The organism is Pseudoxanthomonas sp. 97-1-1 (genome assembly GCF_057773125.1).
In genome coordinates this window covers 709,843-726,053 of the sequence record NZ_JBYMTJ010000002.1, presented here as the reverse complement: position 1 = coordinate 726,053, position 16,211 = coordinate 709,843, and the positions used below count along the sequence as shown (strand labels likewise).

Annotated in this window: 14 protein-coding genes; all 14 read left to right on the top strand. The window is 67.4% G+C overall.

Annotated elements, in window-relative coordinates; translation table 11 throughout:
• The first annotated feature begins 41 nt into the window (after positions 1 to 41).
• Positions 42 to 422 carry a chemotaxis response regulator CheY gene (locus tag AC3DET_RS10605; RefSeq protein WP_192202794.1) on the top strand — a complete coding sequence of 127 codons (381 nt, stop codon included), beginning with the start codon at positions 42 to 44 and terminating at the stop codon, positions 420 to 422.
• Positions 422 to 1,033 carry a protein phosphatase CheZ gene (locus AC3DET_RS10600; protein ID WP_488391563.1) on the top strand — a complete coding sequence of 204 codons (612 nt, stop codon included), beginning with the start codon at positions 422 to 424 and terminating at the stop codon, positions 1,031 to 1,033. Before AC3DET_RS10605 ends, AC3DET_RS10600 begins: the two co-directional genes overlap by 1 nt.
• A 36-nt stretch (positions 1,034 to 1,069) precedes the next feature.
• Complete coding sequence (locus tag AC3DET_RS10595; RefSeq protein WP_337732114.1) at positions 1,070 to 1,213, top strand: hypothetical protein; 144 nt, start codon at positions 1,070 to 1,072, stop codon at positions 1,211 to 1,213.
• Positions 1,214 to 1,240: 27 nt separating this feature from the next.
• On the top strand, positions 1,241 to 2,989 hold the full coding sequence (locus tag AC3DET_RS10590; RefSeq protein ID WP_192202666.1) for a chemotaxis protein CheA: 1,749 nt from the start codon (positions 1,241 to 1,243) through the stop codon (positions 2,987 to 2,989).
• A 244-nt stretch (positions 2,990 to 3,233) separates the two neighbouring features.
• Positions 3,234 to 3,974, top strand: coding sequence for a flagellar motor protein (locus AC3DET_RS10585; protein WP_488391562.1), 741 nt, complete (start codon positions 3,234 to 3,236; stop codon positions 3,972 to 3,974).
• Between the two features lie 19 nt (positions 3,975 to 3,993).
• Positions 3,994 to 4,956, top strand: a complete 963-nt coding sequence (motD, locus tag AC3DET_RS10580; RefSeq protein ID WP_192202668.1) for a flagellar motor protein MotD — start codon at positions 3,994 to 3,996, stop codon at positions 4,954 to 4,956.
• Entirely contained in the window at positions 4,956 to 5,738 is a 783-nt protein-coding gene (locus AC3DET_RS10575; protein WP_142124926.1) for a ParA family protein, read from the top strand. Before motD ends, AC3DET_RS10575 begins: the two co-directional genes overlap by 1 nt.
• Positions 5,735 to 6,745 (top strand): chemotaxis protein CheW, encoded by a 1,011-nt coding sequence (locus AC3DET_RS10570; protein WP_488391561.1) that lies wholly within the window; start codon positions 5,735 to 5,737, stop codon positions 6,743 to 6,745. The genes AC3DET_RS10575 and AC3DET_RS10570 overlap by 4 nt, the downstream gene beginning before the upstream one ends.
• 104 nt (positions 6,746 to 6,849) lie before the next feature.
• Positions 6,850 to 7,164 carry an STAS domain-containing protein gene (locus tag AC3DET_RS10565; RefSeq protein WP_192202670.1) on the top strand — a complete coding sequence of 105 codons (315 nt, stop codon included), beginning with the start codon at positions 6,850 to 6,852 and terminating at the stop codon, positions 7,162 to 7,164.
• Positions 7,161 to 7,526, top strand: coding sequence for a response regulator (locus tag AC3DET_RS10560; protein ID WP_192202671.1), 366 nt, complete (start codon positions 7,161 to 7,163; stop codon positions 7,524 to 7,526). The genes AC3DET_RS10565 and AC3DET_RS10560 overlap by 4 nt, the downstream gene beginning before the upstream one ends.
• 49 nt (positions 7,527 to 7,575) lie before the next feature.
• Positions 7,576 to 9,561 (top strand): chemotaxis protein CheA, encoded by a 1,986-nt coding sequence (locus AC3DET_RS10555; RefSeq protein WP_488391560.1) that lies wholly within the window; start codon positions 7,576 to 7,578, stop codon positions 9,559 to 9,561.
• Between the two features lie 98 nt (positions 9,562 to 9,659).
• Positions 9,660 to 10,850: an OprO/OprP family phosphate-selective porin gene (locus AC3DET_RS10550; protein WP_488391559.1), complete on the top strand. Its 1,191-nt coding sequence runs from the start codon at positions 9,660 to 9,662 to the stop codon at positions 10,848 to 10,850.
• 398 nt (positions 10,851 to 11,248) lie between these two features.
• Positions 11,249 to 13,336: a methyl-accepting chemotaxis protein gene (locus AC3DET_RS10545; protein ID WP_488391558.1), complete on the top strand. Its 2,088-nt coding sequence runs from the start codon at positions 11,249 to 11,251 to the stop codon at positions 13,334 to 13,336.
• 189 nt (positions 13,337 to 13,525) lie between these two features.
• Positions 13,526 to 16,177: a Cache 3/Cache 2 fusion domain-containing protein gene (locus tag AC3DET_RS10540; protein ID WP_488391557.1), complete on the top strand. Its 2,652-nt coding sequence runs from the start codon at positions 13,526 to 13,528 to the stop codon at positions 16,175 to 16,177.
• Positions 16,178 to 16,211: the final 34 nt, after the last annotated feature.

The window sequence follows — 16,211 nt, the reverse complement described above, 5'->3', positions numbered from 1 at the left end:
GGCACGCTTTACTGGAGTTCGATGTGACCGCCAACAAGAACATGCGCATCCTCATCGTGGACGACTTTTCCACCATGCGCCGCATCATCAAGAATCTGCTCAATGACCTGGGCTATACCAATACCGCCGAGGCCGAAGACGGCAACAGCGCGTTGACCGCACTGTCCCAGGGCAGCTTCGAGTTCGTGGTCACCGACTGGAACATGCCCGGCATGACCGGCATCGAGCTGCTGAAGGCCATCCGCGCCGACGACCGCTACAAGACCCTGCCGGTGCTGATGGTCACCGCCGAGGCCAAGCGCGAGCAGATCATCGAGGCGGCGCAGAACGGCGTGAACGGCTACATCATCAAGCCGTTCACCGCGCAGACGCTGGAAGAGAAGCTGGGCAAGATCTTCGAACGCCTGGGAGCCGCTGCCTGATGAGCGCCGTGGCCGATGTCGCCGGCGCACGCGCCGCGCTGGTGGAAAAACTGCAGCACGCGCTGGATGCCCTGGAACAGGGCGACGAAGCCGGCTGGCGTCGCGAACTGGATGCCATCGCCGCCTGGCGCACGCAGCCGATGATGCAGGGCCTGGGCCGCCTGGCGCGCGAGCTGGCGCAGACGCTGGGCGAACTGCCACCCACCGGACCGGGCGAGCTGGACGACGCCTGCGCGCGCCTGGACCATGTGGTGGAAATGACCGAACAGGCCAGCCACGCCACGCTGGACCTGGCCGAACAGTGCCGTGGCTACGCCACCCAACTGAAGGGCACCGCGCTGTCGCCCGAGCAGGCGGCGCTGGTGGACAGCATCGGCAAGGGGCTGTCGGAGATGGCCCTGGCGCAGAGCTACCAGGACCTCACCGGCCAGATCATCCGTCGCGTCGCGGGCATCGTCCGTCGCGTGCACGAGGGCTTCGGCGCGCTGGGCCTGCCGCCGCCGGAGAAGAAGAACCCTTCAGATCTGGCCGGTCCGGCCGTTGCTGGTCTGGACCGCAACGCGTTTTCACAGAACGACGCAGACGACCTGCTCTCCGGACTGGGGCTGTAGGCACCCGCGAACGCGCAGCGGAACCGGAGACCTGCCATGCCCGACGCTTCCGCCCGCCGTTCCTGCCATCCCCTCGTCCTGCTGTTCGTGGGATCGCTGCTGGTCTGCGATGTCCTGGTCGGCCGCTTCCTGCGGCGTCGCCACGCGCACGCCCTGCACCTGCTCGACTCCTCCCGCTGATCACCCGTCCCGGTACCTGCCCCGCCCATGTCCGCCGTCACCCCTGAAATCGCCGCCGACTTCCTGATCGAAGCGCAGGAAATCCTCGACCGGCTGGGCGAGCAACTGGTCACGCTGGAACAGGACCCCTCCGACAGCGAGCAGCTGAACGCGGTATTCCGCGGCTTCCACACCCTGAAGGGCGGCGCCGGCTTCCTCGGCATCCAGCCGATGGTCAACCTGTGCCATGCGGCCGAAGAGACGCTGGGCCTGGTGCGCGCCGGCCAGGCGACGCTGGAACCGCAACACTTCGATGCCGCCCAGCAATCGCTGGACTGGCTGCAACAGATGCTGGATGCGATCGGTGCCGGCGAAGACCCGCCGCACGCCCCGCAGATGCTGATCGACCAGTTCGATACCCGGGGGGATGCCGCACCCGCCGCGCCGAAACCCACCGCCGCGACAAGCGCCGCGCCCGCTGCGGCCGGCGCGGACCTGATCAGCGACGACGAGTTCGAGGCCTTGCTGGACCAGTTGCACGGCGATGGCGCACCCACCCGCGCCGCTGCGCCCGCACCCGTCGCGCGACCGGCACCTTCGCCTGCGAAACCGGCCGCACCGAAGCCGGCCGCGAAAACCGGTGGCGAAACCGAACAGACCATCCGCGTGGACACCAAGCGGCTGGACGCCATCGTCAACCTGGTGGGCGAACTGGTGCTGTCGCGCAACCGCCTGAAGACATTGCGCGCGCGCATCCGCGACGAAGAACTGGACCGCGCCGTCAGCAGCCTCGACATCGCCACCGCGCGCCTGCAGACGGCGGTGATGCGTACGCGCATGCAGCCGGTGGGCAAGGTGTTCTCGCGCTTTCCCAAGGTCGCGCGCGACGTTGCCCGCCAGTTGCAGAAGGAAGTGGACCTGGAACTGGTCGGCGCCGAGACGGAGCTGGACCGCAACCTGGTGGAAGCGCTGGCCGATCCGCTGGTGCACCTGGTCCGCAACGCCATCGACCACGGTGTCGAAGTGCCCAGCCTGCGCGAAGCCTGCAGCAAGCCGCGTGCCGGCCACGTACGCCTGTCGGCGCAGCAGGAAGGCGACTTCGTCACCATCGAAATCCGCGACGACGGCGCCGGCATCGATCCCGAACGCCTGCGCGCCAAGGCGCTGGAAAAGGGCCTGATCGATCCCGAAGCCGCCGCGCGCCTGACCCACGACGAATGCCTGCAGCTGGTCTTCCTGCCCGGCTTCTCCACCAAGGCCGAGGTCACCGACATCTCAGGCCGCGGCGTGGGCATGGACGTGGTGCAATCGCGCATCCGCGAACTCAGCGGGCAGATCACCATCCATTCCGACATCGGGCGCGGCAGCCGTTTCGTCATCCGCGTGCCGCTGACCCTGGCGATCCTGCCCACCCTGCTGGTGCAGGCCGGCGACCCCGTCTATGCACTGCCGCTCGCGCGCGTGATGGAAGTGCTGCACGCACCGTCCGAAAGCCTGCGCTGGTTCGATGGCCAGGCCGTGCTGGACCGCCAGAGCCATACCCTGCCCCTGGTCGACCTGCGCCACTGGCTGCAGGTGGACCCGGTGATGACGCCCCTGCTCACCATCGTGGTGCTGCAGATGGGCGAACAACGCTTCGGCCTGATCGTCGACCAGGTGCGCGGCCGCGAAGAAGTCGTCATCAAGCCCCTGCCACGCGCCGTGCGCGGCCTGCCCGGCTACGCAGGCGCCACCCTGATCGGCGACGGCCGCATGGCGCTGATCCTGGACGTGGACGGCCTGCGCGCGACGGCGTGACGCATCGTGCTCCCTGTAGGAGCGACGCAAGTCGCGACCGCACGCCCTGCACAACATGACGCCTGGATGGCGGTGTGACCCGGTCGCAAATAACGTCGCTGCTGCAACCGCCAGGCGACAGCTCGCGATTCCAGATCACGCGCGGCATGACAACCCGGTGTCTGTGTGATCACGGTCGCGACTTGCGTCGCTCCTACAGGACTCACGACTCAAGTCCACCTGAACCGGGCCGATAGATCTGCACATGGACATCTTCAGCCTCATCGGACTCATCCTGGCGCTGGTCGCCCTGGTAGGCGGCAGCATCCTCAAGGGCGCGGGCCTGTCCTCGCTGTGGTCGTCGGCGGCCTTCGTCATCGTGATCCTGGGCACCATCGCCGCGATCCTGGTGCATACGCCGCCGCCGGTATTCAAGCGCGCGCTGTCCATCGTGCGCTGGGTGATCCGGCCACCGGGCACCGATGGCGATGCGCTGATCGCCGAGATCGTCGACTGGAGCAACATCGCCCGCAAGCAGGGCCTGCTGGGGCTGGAGCCGCTGGTCAACCAGCAGGACGACCCGTTCCTGAAGAAGGGCCTGCAGATGCTGGTGGACGGCGTGGAGCCCGAATCGATCCGCCACATGATGGAGATCGACCTCAACGGCCAGGAACACCAGGATCTCGCGGCCGCCAAGGTCTTCGAGGCCATGGGCATCTACGCCCCCACCCTGGGCATCATCGGCGCCGTGTTCGGCCTGATCGCGGTGATGAAGAACCTTGCCGACCCCAGCAAGCTGGGCCATGGCATCGCCGCCGCGTTCACCGCGACGATCTACGGCATCGCCTCGGCCAACCTGTTCTTCCTGCCCATCGCCAGCAAGCTCAAGAGCGTGATCGGCGGGCGCAGCCGCGAACAGGAAATGATCATCGAAGGACTGATCGCGATCGCGCAGGGCGAGAACCCGCGCAACATCGAGGCCAAGTTGGCCGGCTTCCTGAACTGACCCCTGCGGAACGACGGCGATGGCGCGCAGGAAGAAACACGAGGAGCATGCGAACCACGAGGCCTGGGCGATCCCCTACGCCGACCTGATGACGCTGCTGCTGGCCTTCTTCGTGGTGATGTACGCCATCTCCACCATCAACGAGGGCAAGTACCGCGTGATGGCCGATGCGCTCACGGCCGCCTTCGGCGGCGCCCCGCGCACGATCAACCCGGTGCAGGTGGGCAACCACCAGTTGCAGGGTGCCGACTTCGACCGGCCCTCGCCGATCAAGTCCGGTGCCAAACAGGGACCCTCCGCGCCCTCGCCTTCGCCCAACGTCACCCTGCTGGCGGCGATGGCCTCGCAGATGAACCTCTCGCTGGACGCCAAGGGCCTGCAGAGCGCGCAGGGCGAGCTCAAGCGCATCGCCGATGACCTGGAGCGCGCGCTGGCGCCGCTGATCGACGAGAAGCTGGTGGTCATCAAGCGCTCCGAGTTGTGGCTGGAAGTGCAGATCAACAGCGACATCCTGTTCGCCACCGGCTCGGCGGCGCTGGATCCGCAGGCGCAGCAGACCGTCGGCAAGCTGGCGGAAGTGCTGGGCAACGTACCCAACTCGGTGCGCGTGGAAGGCTATACCGACGACCGCCCGATCCGCACCGCGCAGTTCCCGTCCAACTGGGAACTGTCTTCGGCCCGTGCGGCGAGCGTGGTGCACCTGTTCGTCCGCGACGGAATTCCGCCGGAGCGGCTGGCGATGATCGGCTACGGCGAGTTCCGGCCGATCGGCGACAACGCCACCCTCGAAGGCCGCAACGCCAACCGCCGCGTGCTGCTGATCATCCTGGCCAGCCCGGCCGGCCCGGCACCGAACTTGCATGCCCAGGAACAGGCCGTCGAAGCGCCGTCAGTGATCGCACTGCCGTCGCTGCCGACCCACGCCGCGTCGCCCATGCCCGGAGCGCCGCCGGCGCCCCAGGTCCATGAAGGAGTCCAGTGATGCGCGTGTGGGCAATCGCCAACCAGAAAGGCGGCGTCGGCAAGACCACCACCACCCTCGCCCTCGGGCGCGCCCTGGCCATGCGTGGCCGTCGCGTGCTGCTGGTCGACCTGGATCCGCATGCGTCGCTGACGCGCGCGTTCGGCGTGCCCGCCGAGCCGCAGCCTGCCGGCGTGCTGGACCTGTTCGACGAGCAGCCGCCGCTGCTCGCCAGCGTGGCGCGCGCCACCGAGATCGAGAACCTCGCCTTCGTTCCGGCACAGACACCGCTGGCCACGCTGGAGCGCCGCAGCGCCACCCAGCCAGGCCTGGGCCTGGCCCTGTCCAATGCGCTCGCGCGCGGCGGCCAAGCCTGGGACCACGTGCTGTTCGACTGCCCGCCCACGCTGGGCCTGCTGATGGTCAATGCACTGGCTGCCGCCGACCACGTCATCATTCCGACCCAGACCGAACCGCTGGCTCTGCACGGCCTGAAAGGCATGTGCCGCACCGCCGACATGATCCAGCGCTCGCGCCATCGCGAACTGCCGGTCTCGATCCTGCCCACGCTTTACGACAAGCGCACCCGCACCGGTGCCGAGACGTTGAAGGCGATGCAGGACGAGTACGGCGGACGCGTCTGGAACGACGCCATCCCCAATGACACGCGCATCTGCAGCGTCGATGCACTGACCCGTTCCAGCCCCGCCGCGCAGTATCCCGGCCGCGGCCTGTCGGCGTACCGCCGCGCCCTGGACTGGCTGTTGCTGACGGAAGCACGCGCCACCGAGCAAGCCGCATGACCACGCCCGCCGTCCTCGACGACTACCTGCACGACCTGCTGGGCGACGTGGGCACGGCGACCGCTGCCGCCCCGTCCCTGACCGCGGTCGCCGCGGAAACAGCCGCCACCGGGACATCGCCCGATGCGGCCGACACACCGGCACCGCCCGCCGCGAACCTCAAAGCTCCCCCTGCGCTGGCGATCGCACCGGTACGTGCAGGCAGCGACGCCGACATGATCGGCGACGACGAATTCGAAGCGCTGCTGGACCAGTTGCACGGCAGCGGCGCGCCCACCGCCGTAACCAGCCCCCCCAGCGAACCCGTCGTCACCGCCCCGCCCGCGCCTGCGCTCGCCGTCGCACCTGCGCGCGCAGGCAGCGCCAGCGACATGATCAGCGACGACGAGTTCGAGGCCCTGCTGGACGACCTGCACGGAAGCGCGGCGCCCACCGCGCGGGTTTCCGAAGCCGCGCCGGTCGCCGCTCCGGTCGCTGCACCCGCTGCACGCCCCGTGCAGGCGCCGCGCGCGCTGCCGCCGCTGCCGAGCAAGCCCTACCTGCAGGAGGCATTGCCCGATACCGGCGAGCGCCGCCGCGCGACCGAACGCAAGACCCGCTGGCTGCGGCTGCGCTGCGACCAGCAGCATTACGCGCTGGAACTGCTGAAGGTGCAGGAGGTCGTGCGCCCCGCGACCCTGCTGCCCCTGCGTGGTGCCGCGCCGCACATGCTGGGCGTGATGAACCTGCGCGGGCAGGTGGTGCCGGTCATCGACATGGGCCTGTACCTGGGCCGCAATGCGATCGACACCGATGCCGCCACGCGCATCGTGGTGCTCGAGGAACATGGCGAGACCCTCGGCCTGCGCGTCAGCGCGGTGGAGGACGTCGCCAACCTGACCGACAACCAGATCGAATCCCCGGACAACGCCCGCGTCGGCCGCATCGCCAATCCGCTGTTCCGCGGCGTGGCGCGCCTGAACGAACGCGCGGTGATCCTGCTGGATGCCTCGCAGCTGCTCACCTAGGCCATGGCGATGGCAGGTCGACGCGCATCACATATTCACACCGGACGCTCAAGAGTGGCCCGCGTGCGCCGATACCCCACTAGAGCCGCCCTTCCGGAGACACGATGAGCGCAGTGCCCCTGGGTGATGACCTCGGCATCGAGGCCGCCACCGACCTCAAGCAACACCTGGCCATGCATGTCGCACAGCCTGGCCCGCTGGTGCTGGACGCCGGCACGGTGCAGCGCGTGCACACCGCCAGCCTGCAGGTGCTGTGCAGCTTCGTGCGCCAGCGCGAGCAGGCCGGGCTGGCCACCGACTTCAGCGCGGTCAGCCAGAGCTTCCGCGACGCGGCACGCCTGCTCGGCCTCGCGCCGCAGCTTGGCCTGGCGACCACCAACAACGAAAACAACATGCAACAAGTGGAGAACGCCGCATGAGCGCACGCATTCTGGTAGTGGACGATTCGGCCTCGATGCGACAGATGGTCGCTTTCGCCCTGACTTCGGCGGGTTATTCGGTGGATGAAGCCGAAGATGGCCAGGTCGCGCTGGGACGTGCGCAGGGGCAGAAGTTCAACGCGGTGGTCACCGACGTCAACATGCCCAACATGGACGGCATCTCGCTGATCCGCGCCCTGCGCGGCATCCCCGACTACAAGTTCACGCCCATGCTGATGCTGACCACCGAATCGGCCGCCGACAAGAAGGCCGAAGGCAAGGCCGCCGGTGCCACCGGCTGGCTGGTCAAGCCGTTCAATCCGGAACAGCTGGTCGCCACCGTCCAGAAAGTCCTGGGCTGAGCCCCGCACTTCCTCCCCACTTCGCATACCGCCACAGGGCTCCACCGCAATGAACATGGACATGCAGCGCTTCCACGCCACGTTCTTCGAGGAAAGCCGCGAAGGGCTGGAAGCCATGGAAGCCGGCCTGCTGTCGCTGGAACAGGGCAGCCGCGACGGCGACCTGATCAATTCCATCTTCCGTGCGGCGCATTCCATCAAGGGTGGTTCGGCGACGTTCGGCTTCGACGCCATCGCCGGCATGACCCATGTACTGGAAACCCTGCTGGACGAACTGCGCGCCGGCCAGCGCGCCGTCAGCCCGCCGGCGGTCGACGCGATGCTGGCCTCGGTGGACGTGCTGCGTGCCCTGCTGGCCGAGGCCGAACACGGCACTCCGGCCGACCCCGCCGCCGTGCAGGCCATGAAGGACCGGCTCAACGCCGTCCTGTCCGGCCAGGATGCGCCTGCCGCCACGCCCGCCGCCGCCAAGGCCGACGAAACGCCGGAAGGCTGGAAGATCGGCTTCACCCCCGCGCCGTCGCTGTTCATGAGCGGCAATGATCCGCTGCGCATCCTGCGCGAACTGGAACACCTCGGTCCGCTCGAGATCGCGTGCCGGATGGAACGCCTGCCGGGCTTCGAGCAGATCGATCCGCTGGAAGCCTATCTCGCATGGGACCTGGGCCTGATCGGCAAGGTGCCGCGCAGCGCCGTCGACGACGTGTTCGCCTGGGTCGTGGACGACTGCGAACTCGACATCCAGCCGATGCAGCGCGATGCGGTGCCGGTGGACGCCGTGGCCGTGGCTGCGCAGCCGGTCGCCCCGGTTACCGCCAGCGGTGCGCAGGCACCGGCAGGCGCCGCGCCCGCCGCCAACGACACCGCAGAAACCTCCATCCGCGTCAGCGTCGACAAGATCGACGGCCTGATCAATCTCGTCGGCGAACTCGTCATCACCCAGGCCATGCTGAAGCAGGTCTCCGGCCTGCTCGACCAGGCCCAGTGCGAGCGCCTGTTCGCCGGTCTGGACCTGCTGGAACGCAATACGCGCGACCTGCAGGAAGCCGTCATCGGCGTGCGCATGCTGCCGGTGGATGCCGTGTTCCGCCGCTTCCCGCGCCTGGTCCGCGACCTGTCCGCACGCCTCGGCAAGCAGGTGCGCCTGCGCACCATCGGCGAAGGCACCGAACTGGACAAGGGCCTGATCGAACGCATCGCCGATCCGCTGGTGCACCTGGTCCGCAACTCCATCGACCATGGCCTCGAACTGCCCGATGCGCGCCGCGAGGCGGGCAAGGACGAAACCGGCACGATCACCCTCGCCGCTTCGCACCAGGGCGGCCACATCGTCATCGAAGTCAGCGACGACGGCCGCGGCCTGAATCGCGAGCGCATCCTGGCCAAGGCCGCCGAGCGCGGCCTGGCCGTGCCGGAGAATCCCAGCGATTCGCAGGTCTGGGACCTAATCTTCCAGCCGGGCTTCTCCACCGCCGAAGCCGTGACCGATCTCTCCGGTCGTGGCGTGGGCATGGACGTGGTCCGCCGCAACATCCAGGCACTGGGTGGCGAAGTGCAACTGGAAAGCGCGTCCGGCAGCGGCACGCGCGTGGTCATCCGGCTGCCGCTGACCCTGGCCATCCTGGACGGCATGGGCGTGTCGGTCGGCGAGGAAACCCTGATCCTGCCGCTCGGCTACGTGCTCGAGGCCCTGCAGCCGCAGGCCGAGGACGTGCGTACGGTGGCCGGCGACGGCCGCGTGCTGCGCGTGCGCGGCGAATACCTGCCCATCGTGTCGTTGAACGACTACTACCGCTACGGCCAGAGCGAGGCGGAAGATCCGCTGGTGGTCGTGGTGGAAGCCGACGGCCAGAAGCTGGCGCTGGAAGTGGACGAGCTGATCGGCCAGCAGCAGGTCGTGGTCAAGAACATCGAAAACAACTACCGCCGCATCGACGGCATTTCCGGCGCCACCATCCTCGGTGACGGCCGCGTGGCCCTGATCGTCGATGTCGGCGGACTGGTGCGCGCACGCAAGACGCTGCAGGCGGCCTGACGCCGCCGCTCCACTTTTTTACGAATGCGCCGTCACCGGACGCGACCGTAGACTGGTCGCGGCAGGCGGGCGCTTGCCCACACCCAGCAGGTAAATCCATGAAGTACGTGTCGACCCTCGCCCTGGCCCTGATGGCCATCCATGCCAGCGCCCATGCCGAAGACGCCGGCACCCGCGCCACCGCCTGGCCGCCGAAGATCACCTTCGCCAACGGCACCGAGCTGAGCCTGGGCGGCAACCTGCAGTACGACGCCAACCACTTCTCGGGCACCGGCTACAACGGCGCGGCGCTGGAAGATGACGACGCCTGGCGCCGGCAGGAGATCGGCGTGACGCTCAAGCGCAAGGGCGTGTACGACTTCGGCGCGACCTTCGATTTCGAAGCCAAGACCTGGAACGACGTCGCCCTGCGCGTCGAAACCAAGGCGCTGTTCGGGCACGATGCAGGCAAGCTGCGCGTCGGCCAGATGAAGCTGCCGCTGGGATTCGAAGGCAATACCGCCACGCGCAGCGCAGCCTTCGTGGAAGCCTCGCTGCCCACGCAGGCGTTCTACCAGGGGCGCCGCACCGGCATCGACTGGGCCTTCGAGCGTGAGGCCTACATCGTCAACGCCGGCTACTTCTTCGAATCCGACCTGCAGGGCAACAACAAGGGCGACACCGCCGCCGCGCGCGTGGCATGGACCCCCCTCAAGCAGGCCGGCAACGTGCTGCACTTAGGCATCTCGGCCGCACAGGAGCGACCGGACAGCGAAGTCAACGGACTGGGCGTGACCGTCTACCCGAGCGCGCGCTGGCGCGCCAAGCCGGAAGCCGCACTGACGGCGGTACGACTGGTGGACTCGGGCACGCTGACGCGCGTGGACCGCATCGACCGCAACGGCCTGGAAGCCCTGTGGATCCATGGCGCGTGGTCGCTGCAGGGCGAATACCTGCGCCAGAAGACCACGCGCGAGCTCGGCCTGCCTTCGTATTCGGCGGATGGCGCCTACGTGTTCGGCAGCTGGATGGTGACCGGCGAGTCGCGCGCCTACAGCGCCGGCAACGTCGGCAATCCGAAGCCGAAGGGCAAGTACGGTGCGCTTGAACTGCTTGCACGCTACAGCCGCATCGACTTGGACAGCGACGGCATTGCCGGCGGCCGCGAAGACAACTGGACGCTCGGTGCCACGTGGTACCTCGCGCAGAACTTCAAGTTCCAGGCCAACTACGTGAAGGTGGATGCCGAGCGCGGCGCGTTCTCCGCCAGCCCCGACGTGTTCGAACTGCGCGCACAGATGCATTTCTGATCGCGCACCACGCCGGACGCGTCGCGCGCGTCACAGTTCGCGCGCGACGCAGGCCGGCAATCAGGTAAACACGATTACTTTCCCGCCGAACGGTCATAAAGAAGCCACCAGGGCCGCCGTTACCTCCTCTGCAGACGATGCAACGCCGGCAAGGCCGGATCGGGACGGGGAACCCCTCATCGATACCGCGACGTCCACATACCCGTGGGCGCTGGCTGGCTGCACGCCTTCCATGCTCAACCGGAGATGCATCACATGAAATGGTTCCAGAACCTGTCCATCGGCCGGAAGCTGGCCGTCGCTTTCGCCCTCACCGCCCTGATGACCGTCATCCTGGGCGTGTTCTCGCTGCTGCGCCTCGGCGCGTTGAACAGCTGCAGGCCGTCAGCGGCGTCGACATGCCGTCCGTCCAGTACATGGGCGAAGTACGTTCGCAGCTGGGCGAATTCCGGACCTTCGAGATCGCCCAGCTGACTCGCCTGGACGAACCCGACGCGATCATCGACTACAACAAGCGCATGGCCGCCAGCAAGAAGATCGTCGAAGAGCAGCAGGCGCTGTTCGAGGCGCTGCCGACCGACGACAAAGAGAAGCAGCTGTATGCCGACGTCACCACGAAGCTGACCGCCTATTTCGACGCGCGCAAGGAAATCGATGCCGCGCTTGAAGCAGGTGACTACGTGCTTGCGCAGTCCGTCTCGGACGAAAAGTCGCGTCCGCGCCGCCGCGACCTGTTCGCTGCGCTGAAGACGCTCAACGAGCACAGCGTCGACGTACTGAACGAAGAGATCGCCAATGCCGACGCCGGCTACCGCGCCAGTGCGCGCGCCATCGTCGCCGGCATGATCGGCCTGACGCTGCTGGCGATCGGCCTGGGCTGGGTCATCGCGCGTGCCATCGTCAAACCGGTCGACGAAGCCGTGCGCGTCGCCAACGACGTGTCCGCCGGCAAGCTCGACGGCCGAATCGACACGTCGCGCAAGGATGAGGTCGGCCAGTTGCTGTCCGCCATGCAGCGCATGCAGATGCAGGTGGTATCGGTGATCGGCGCGCAGGGCGAGATGGCGCGCCGCCACGACGACGGCCAGATCAGCTACCGCATCGACGACGGCGATTTCCCCGGCGAATACGGCCGCATGGTGCGCGACACCAATGCGCTGGTGGCACAGCATATCGGCGTGAAGATGCGCGCCGTGGACGTGATGCGCCGCTACGCCGTGGGCGACCTGTCGGTGGACATGGACCGCCTGCCGGGCGAGAAGGTGGTCATCACCGAAGCGATGGACATGTGCAAGGCCAATCTGTCCGCGATCAACGGCGAGATCAAGCGTCTGGCCAGTGCCGCCGCGGCCGGCGATTTCACCCACCGCGGCGACGCCGAGAAGTACCAGTACGACTTCCGCGACATGGTGGAAGGCCTGAACCGCCTGATGGAGACCACGGACGGCAATCTGGCGGACGTGTCCGAGCTGCTGCAGGCCATCGCACGCGGCGACCTGACCGCACGGATGGAAGGCGACTTCCATGGCGTGTTCGCCAGCATGCGCGACGATGCCAACGCCACCGTCGCCCAGCTGACCGAGATCGTCGGCGGCATCCAGATGGCGGCCACCAGCATCAATACCGCCGCCGGTGAAATTGCATCGGGAAACAACGACCTGTCGCGCCGTACCGAACAGCAGGCCGCCAACCTGGAAGAAACCGCCGCCTCGATGGAGGAACTGACCTCCACCGTGCGCCAGAACGCCGAGTCCGCCCGCCAGGCCAACCAGTTGGCTATCGGTGCCGCCGGCGTGGCTTCGCTGGGTGGCGATGTGGTCGGCCAGGTGGTCACCACGATGCGCGACATCGAGCAGTCGTCGAAGAAGATCGCCGAGATCATTTCGGTCATCGACGGCATCGCCTTCCAGACCAACATCCTGGCGCTCAATGCCGCCGTTGAAGCGGCACGCGCGGGCGAACAGGGTCGCGGCTTCGCGGTGGTCGCTTCCGAAGTGCGCACCCTCGCCCAACGTTCGGCCAATGCCGCCAAGGAGATCAAGGGTCTGATCGAGAACTCGGTGGACCGCGTGGCCGACGGCTCGGCGCTGGTGAACCAAGCCGGCACGACGATGGGCGAGATCGTCGCCAGCGTGCAGCGCGTGACCGACATCATGGCCGAGATCTCCGCCGCCTCGCAGGAACAGAGCGCCGGCATCGAACAGGTCAACCAGACCATCACCCAGATGGACGAGACCACCCAGCAGAACGCTGCACTGGTCGAAGAAGCCACCGCTGCCGCGCGTTCCATGGAAGAACAGGCCGGTGCGCTGACCCAGAGCGTGTCGGTGTTCAAGCTGCATGCCACCGTCAGTGCCCCGGTCCGCCAGGCCATCGCGGCGGCCGCAGCACCGCGGCCGGCAGCGCCACCGAAGGCGGTGGCCCGCAAGCCGGTCGCCCGCAAGCCCGAACCGGCACTCGCCGATGGGGACTGGCAGGAGTTCTGATCGCGGATCGGAACGCGCGACTGAAGCACCCCGCACGGCCCGGACTTTCCGGGCCGTGCCTGTCTGGGCTGCCCCGTTCGCACAGGTATCCGCATTTACCGTTCGTCGGGGAAATCCCCACAGGGGCTCAATGACCGAACTGTGACGCCGATATCGGATCAGCTACCACCACAAACCCGCCCTGCCCCCATGAATCGACTGAAGCGCCTTTCTCTCGGCAGCAAGCTCGCCCTCCAGGTCACCGTCGCCGTGGCCGTCGTCCTCACCCTCCTCGCCGCCGTCGTGCAGCGGCAATCCAGCCGCGCCATCGAGGCGCGTGCCCTGGCCGATCTCGACGTCGCCGCGCAGGTGATGCTGGAATCCATCGCCCTCTACGACAGCACCCTGACCGACGCCACGCAGCGGATGGCCAGAAGTTTCCGCGCAGCCCTGCCTTCCGGTGATGTGTCGATCGATGCCGGACGCACCACGCCGATCGGCGACTTCGAGGTTCCCGAGCTGCGTTTCGGTGCGCAGACGATCAACCTGGACTTCACCACCGTCGACCGCTTCACCGAAGCCACCGACGTGGTCGCGACCCTCTTCGTGCGCCAGGGCGACGATTTCATCCGTGCCACCACGTCCCTGCGCAACACCGAGGACGAACGCGTCATCGGCACCGCGCTGGACCACAAGCACCCGGCATACGCGCTGATCCTCCAGGACAAGCCCTACACCGGGCGTGCGCGCCTCTTCGGCCGCGACTACATGACCCACTACGAGCCACTGCAGGATGCGGAAGGCAACACCATCGGCATCCTGTTCGTCGGCCAGAACTACGGTGATGGTCTCGCGGCGCTGAAGGACAAGCTGCGCAACACGGCACTGGGCGAAGCGGGCTATTTCTTCGTGGTGGATATCGCCGAAGGCGAGCACCACGGCACGCTGGCCGCGCATCCCGCCAGCCAGGACGCGCTGTATTCCTCGGTGGTGGATGCCGACTCCGTGCCGGAGATGAAGGCGCTGCTGGCGCAGGACCATGGTCACACCGTGCTCGACATCGCACCCAAGACAGGCGAAGAGGCCGTACCCGCACTGGTCGCGGTGAAACAGTTCACCCCCTGGAAGTGGGCGCTGGTGGCCGTGGAGCCCCGCTCCACCGTGCTGGCCTCCAGCCATGCATTGACGGTCATCATCCTGCTGCTGTCGCTGCTGGCGCTGGCGGTCATCGCGACGCTGACCTGGCTCGGCGTGCGCCGCGTGGTCTCGCGTCCGCTGCGTGGCGCCGTCGCCATCGCCGAGGAGGTGGCCGCGGGCAAGCTGGACACTCGCATCGACACCTCACGCCATGACGAGGTCGGCCAACTGCTGTCGGCCATGCGCCATGTGCAGACCCAGGTCGTGTCGGTGATCGAGGCACAGACCGAGATGACGCGCCGCCACGACGACGGCCAGATCAGCCACCGCATCGACGACAGCGCGTTCCCCGGCGAGTACGGCCGCATGGTGCGCGACACCAATGCGCTGGTCGCCTCTCACATCGCGGTGAAGATGCGGCTCGTCGAGGTGATGCAGCGCTACGCCATCGGTGACTTGTCGGTGGACATGGACCGCTTGCCGGGCGAAAAGGCGGTGCTGACGCAGACGATGGATGCCACCAAGGCCAGCCTGTCGGCCATCAATGGCGAGATCAAGCGCCTGGCGCTGGCCGCCGCCTCGGGCGACTTCAGCCAGCGCGGTGACGTGGGCAAGTACCAGCACGATTTCCGCGAGATGATCGGGGGACTCAACCAGTTGATGGAGACCACCGACGGCAACCTCGCCGAGGTCTCCGAACTGTTGCAGGCCATCGCACGGGGCGACCTGACCGCACGGATGGAAGGCGACTTCCATGGCGTGTTCGCCACCATGCGCGACGATGCCAATGCCACCGTTGGCCAGCTGACCGAGATCGTCGGCGGCATCCAGATGGCGGCCACCAGCATCAACACCGCGGCCGGCGAAATCGCATCGGGCAACAACGACCTGTCGCGCCGCACCGAACAGCAGGCCGCCAATCTCGAAGAAACCGCCGCCTCGATGGAGGAACTGACCTCCACCGTGCGCCAGAACGCCGAGTCCGCCCGCCAGGCCAACCAGTTGGCGATTGGCGCGGCCGGTGTCGCCTCCCAGGGCGGTGAGGTGGTCGGTCGCGTGGTCACCACGATGACCGACATCGAACAGTCGTCGAAGAAGATCGCCGAGATCATCTCGGTCATCGACGGTATCGCGTTCCAGACCAACATCCTGGCCTTGAACGCGGCGGTGGAAGCCGCCCGTGCCGGTGAGCAGGGTCGCGGCTTCGCGGTGGTCGCTTCCGAAGTGCGCACCCTTGCCCAGCGCAGCGCCAATGCGGCCAAGGAGATCAAGGGTCTGATCGAAACGTCGGTGGACAAGGTCGCCGAGGGTTCGGCGCTGGTGAACCAGGCCGGCACGACGATGGGCGAGATCGTGGCCTCGGTGCAGCGCGTGACCGACATCATGGCCGAGATCTCGGCGGCCTCTCAGGAACAGAGTGCCGGCATCGAGCAGGTCAATCAGACCATTACGCAAATGGATGAAACCACCCAGCAGAACGCTGCGCTGGTCGAAGAAGCGACTGCTGCCGCCCGTTCGATGGAAGAACAGGCCGGTGCGCTGACCCAGAGCGTGTCGGTGTTCAAGCTGCAGGCCGCCTCCCGTGCCCCGGTGCGCCAGGCCCCTGTGGCCGCCGCTATACCGCGGCCGGTGGCGACACCGAAGACCGCAGTCCGCAAGCAGCCCGCACGCAAACCGGAACCCGTGTTTGTCGATGGAGATGGCGAGGGTTGGCAGGAGTTCTGAGTGGCTCGTATGAAACCGCCCGCAACAAGCACAC

Excerpts from the sequence above, each read along its gene's own strand:
- AC3DET_RS10560 (WP_192202671.1), top strand. The coding sequence starts at position 7,161 with ATGAGCGCACGCATTCTGGTAGTGGACGATTCGGCCTCGATGCGACAG.
- AC3DET_RS10540 (WP_488391557.1), top strand. The coding sequence starts at position 13,526 with ATGAATCGACTGAAGCGCCTTTCTCTCGGCAGCAAGCTCGCCCTCCAG.
- AC3DET_RS10595 (WP_337732114.1), top strand. The coding sequence starts at position 1,070 with ATGCCCGACGCTTCCGCCCGCCGTTCCTGCCATCCCCTCGTCCTGCTG.
- motD (WP_192202668.1), top strand. The coding sequence starts at position 3,994 with ATGGCGCGCAGGAAGAAACACGAGGAGCATGCGAACCACGAGGCCTGG.
- AC3DET_RS10565 (WP_192202670.1), top strand. The coding sequence starts at position 6,850 with ATGAGCGCAGTGCCCCTGGGTGATGACCTCGGCATCGAGGCCGCCACC.
- AC3DET_RS10555 (WP_488391560.1), top strand. The coding sequence starts at position 7,576 with ATGAACATGGACATGCAGCGCTTCCACGCCACGTTCTTCGAGGAAAGC.
- AC3DET_RS10585 (WP_488391562.1), top strand. The coding sequence starts at position 3,234 with ATGGACATCTTCAGCCTCATCGGACTCATCCTGGCGCTGGTCGCCCTG.
- AC3DET_RS10545 (WP_488391558.1), top strand. The coding sequence starts at position 11,249 with ATGCCGTCCGTCCAGTACATGGGCGAAGTACGTTCGCAGCTGGGCGAA.
- AC3DET_RS10570 (WP_488391561.1), top strand. The coding sequence starts at position 5,735 with ATGACCACGCCCGCCGTCCTCGACGACTACCTGCACGACCTGCTGGGC.
- AC3DET_RS10605 (WP_192202794.1), top strand. The coding sequence starts at position 42 with ATGCGCATCCTCATCGTGGACGACTTTTCCACCATGCGCCGCATCATC.
- AC3DET_RS10550 (WP_488391559.1), top strand. The coding sequence starts at position 9,660 with ATGAAGTACGTGTCGACCCTCGCCCTGGCCCTGATGGCCATCCATGCC.
- AC3DET_RS10575 (WP_142124926.1), top strand. The coding sequence starts at position 4,956 with ATGCGCGTGTGGGCAATCGCCAACCAGAAAGGCGGCGTCGGCAAGACC.
- AC3DET_RS10590 (WP_192202666.1), top strand. The coding sequence starts at position 1,241 with ATGTCCGCCGTCACCCCTGAAATCGCCGCCGACTTCCTGATCGAAGCG.
- AC3DET_RS10600 (WP_488391563.1), top strand. The coding sequence starts at position 422 with ATGAGCGCCGTGGCCGATGTCGCCGGCGCACGCGCCGCGCTGGTGGAA.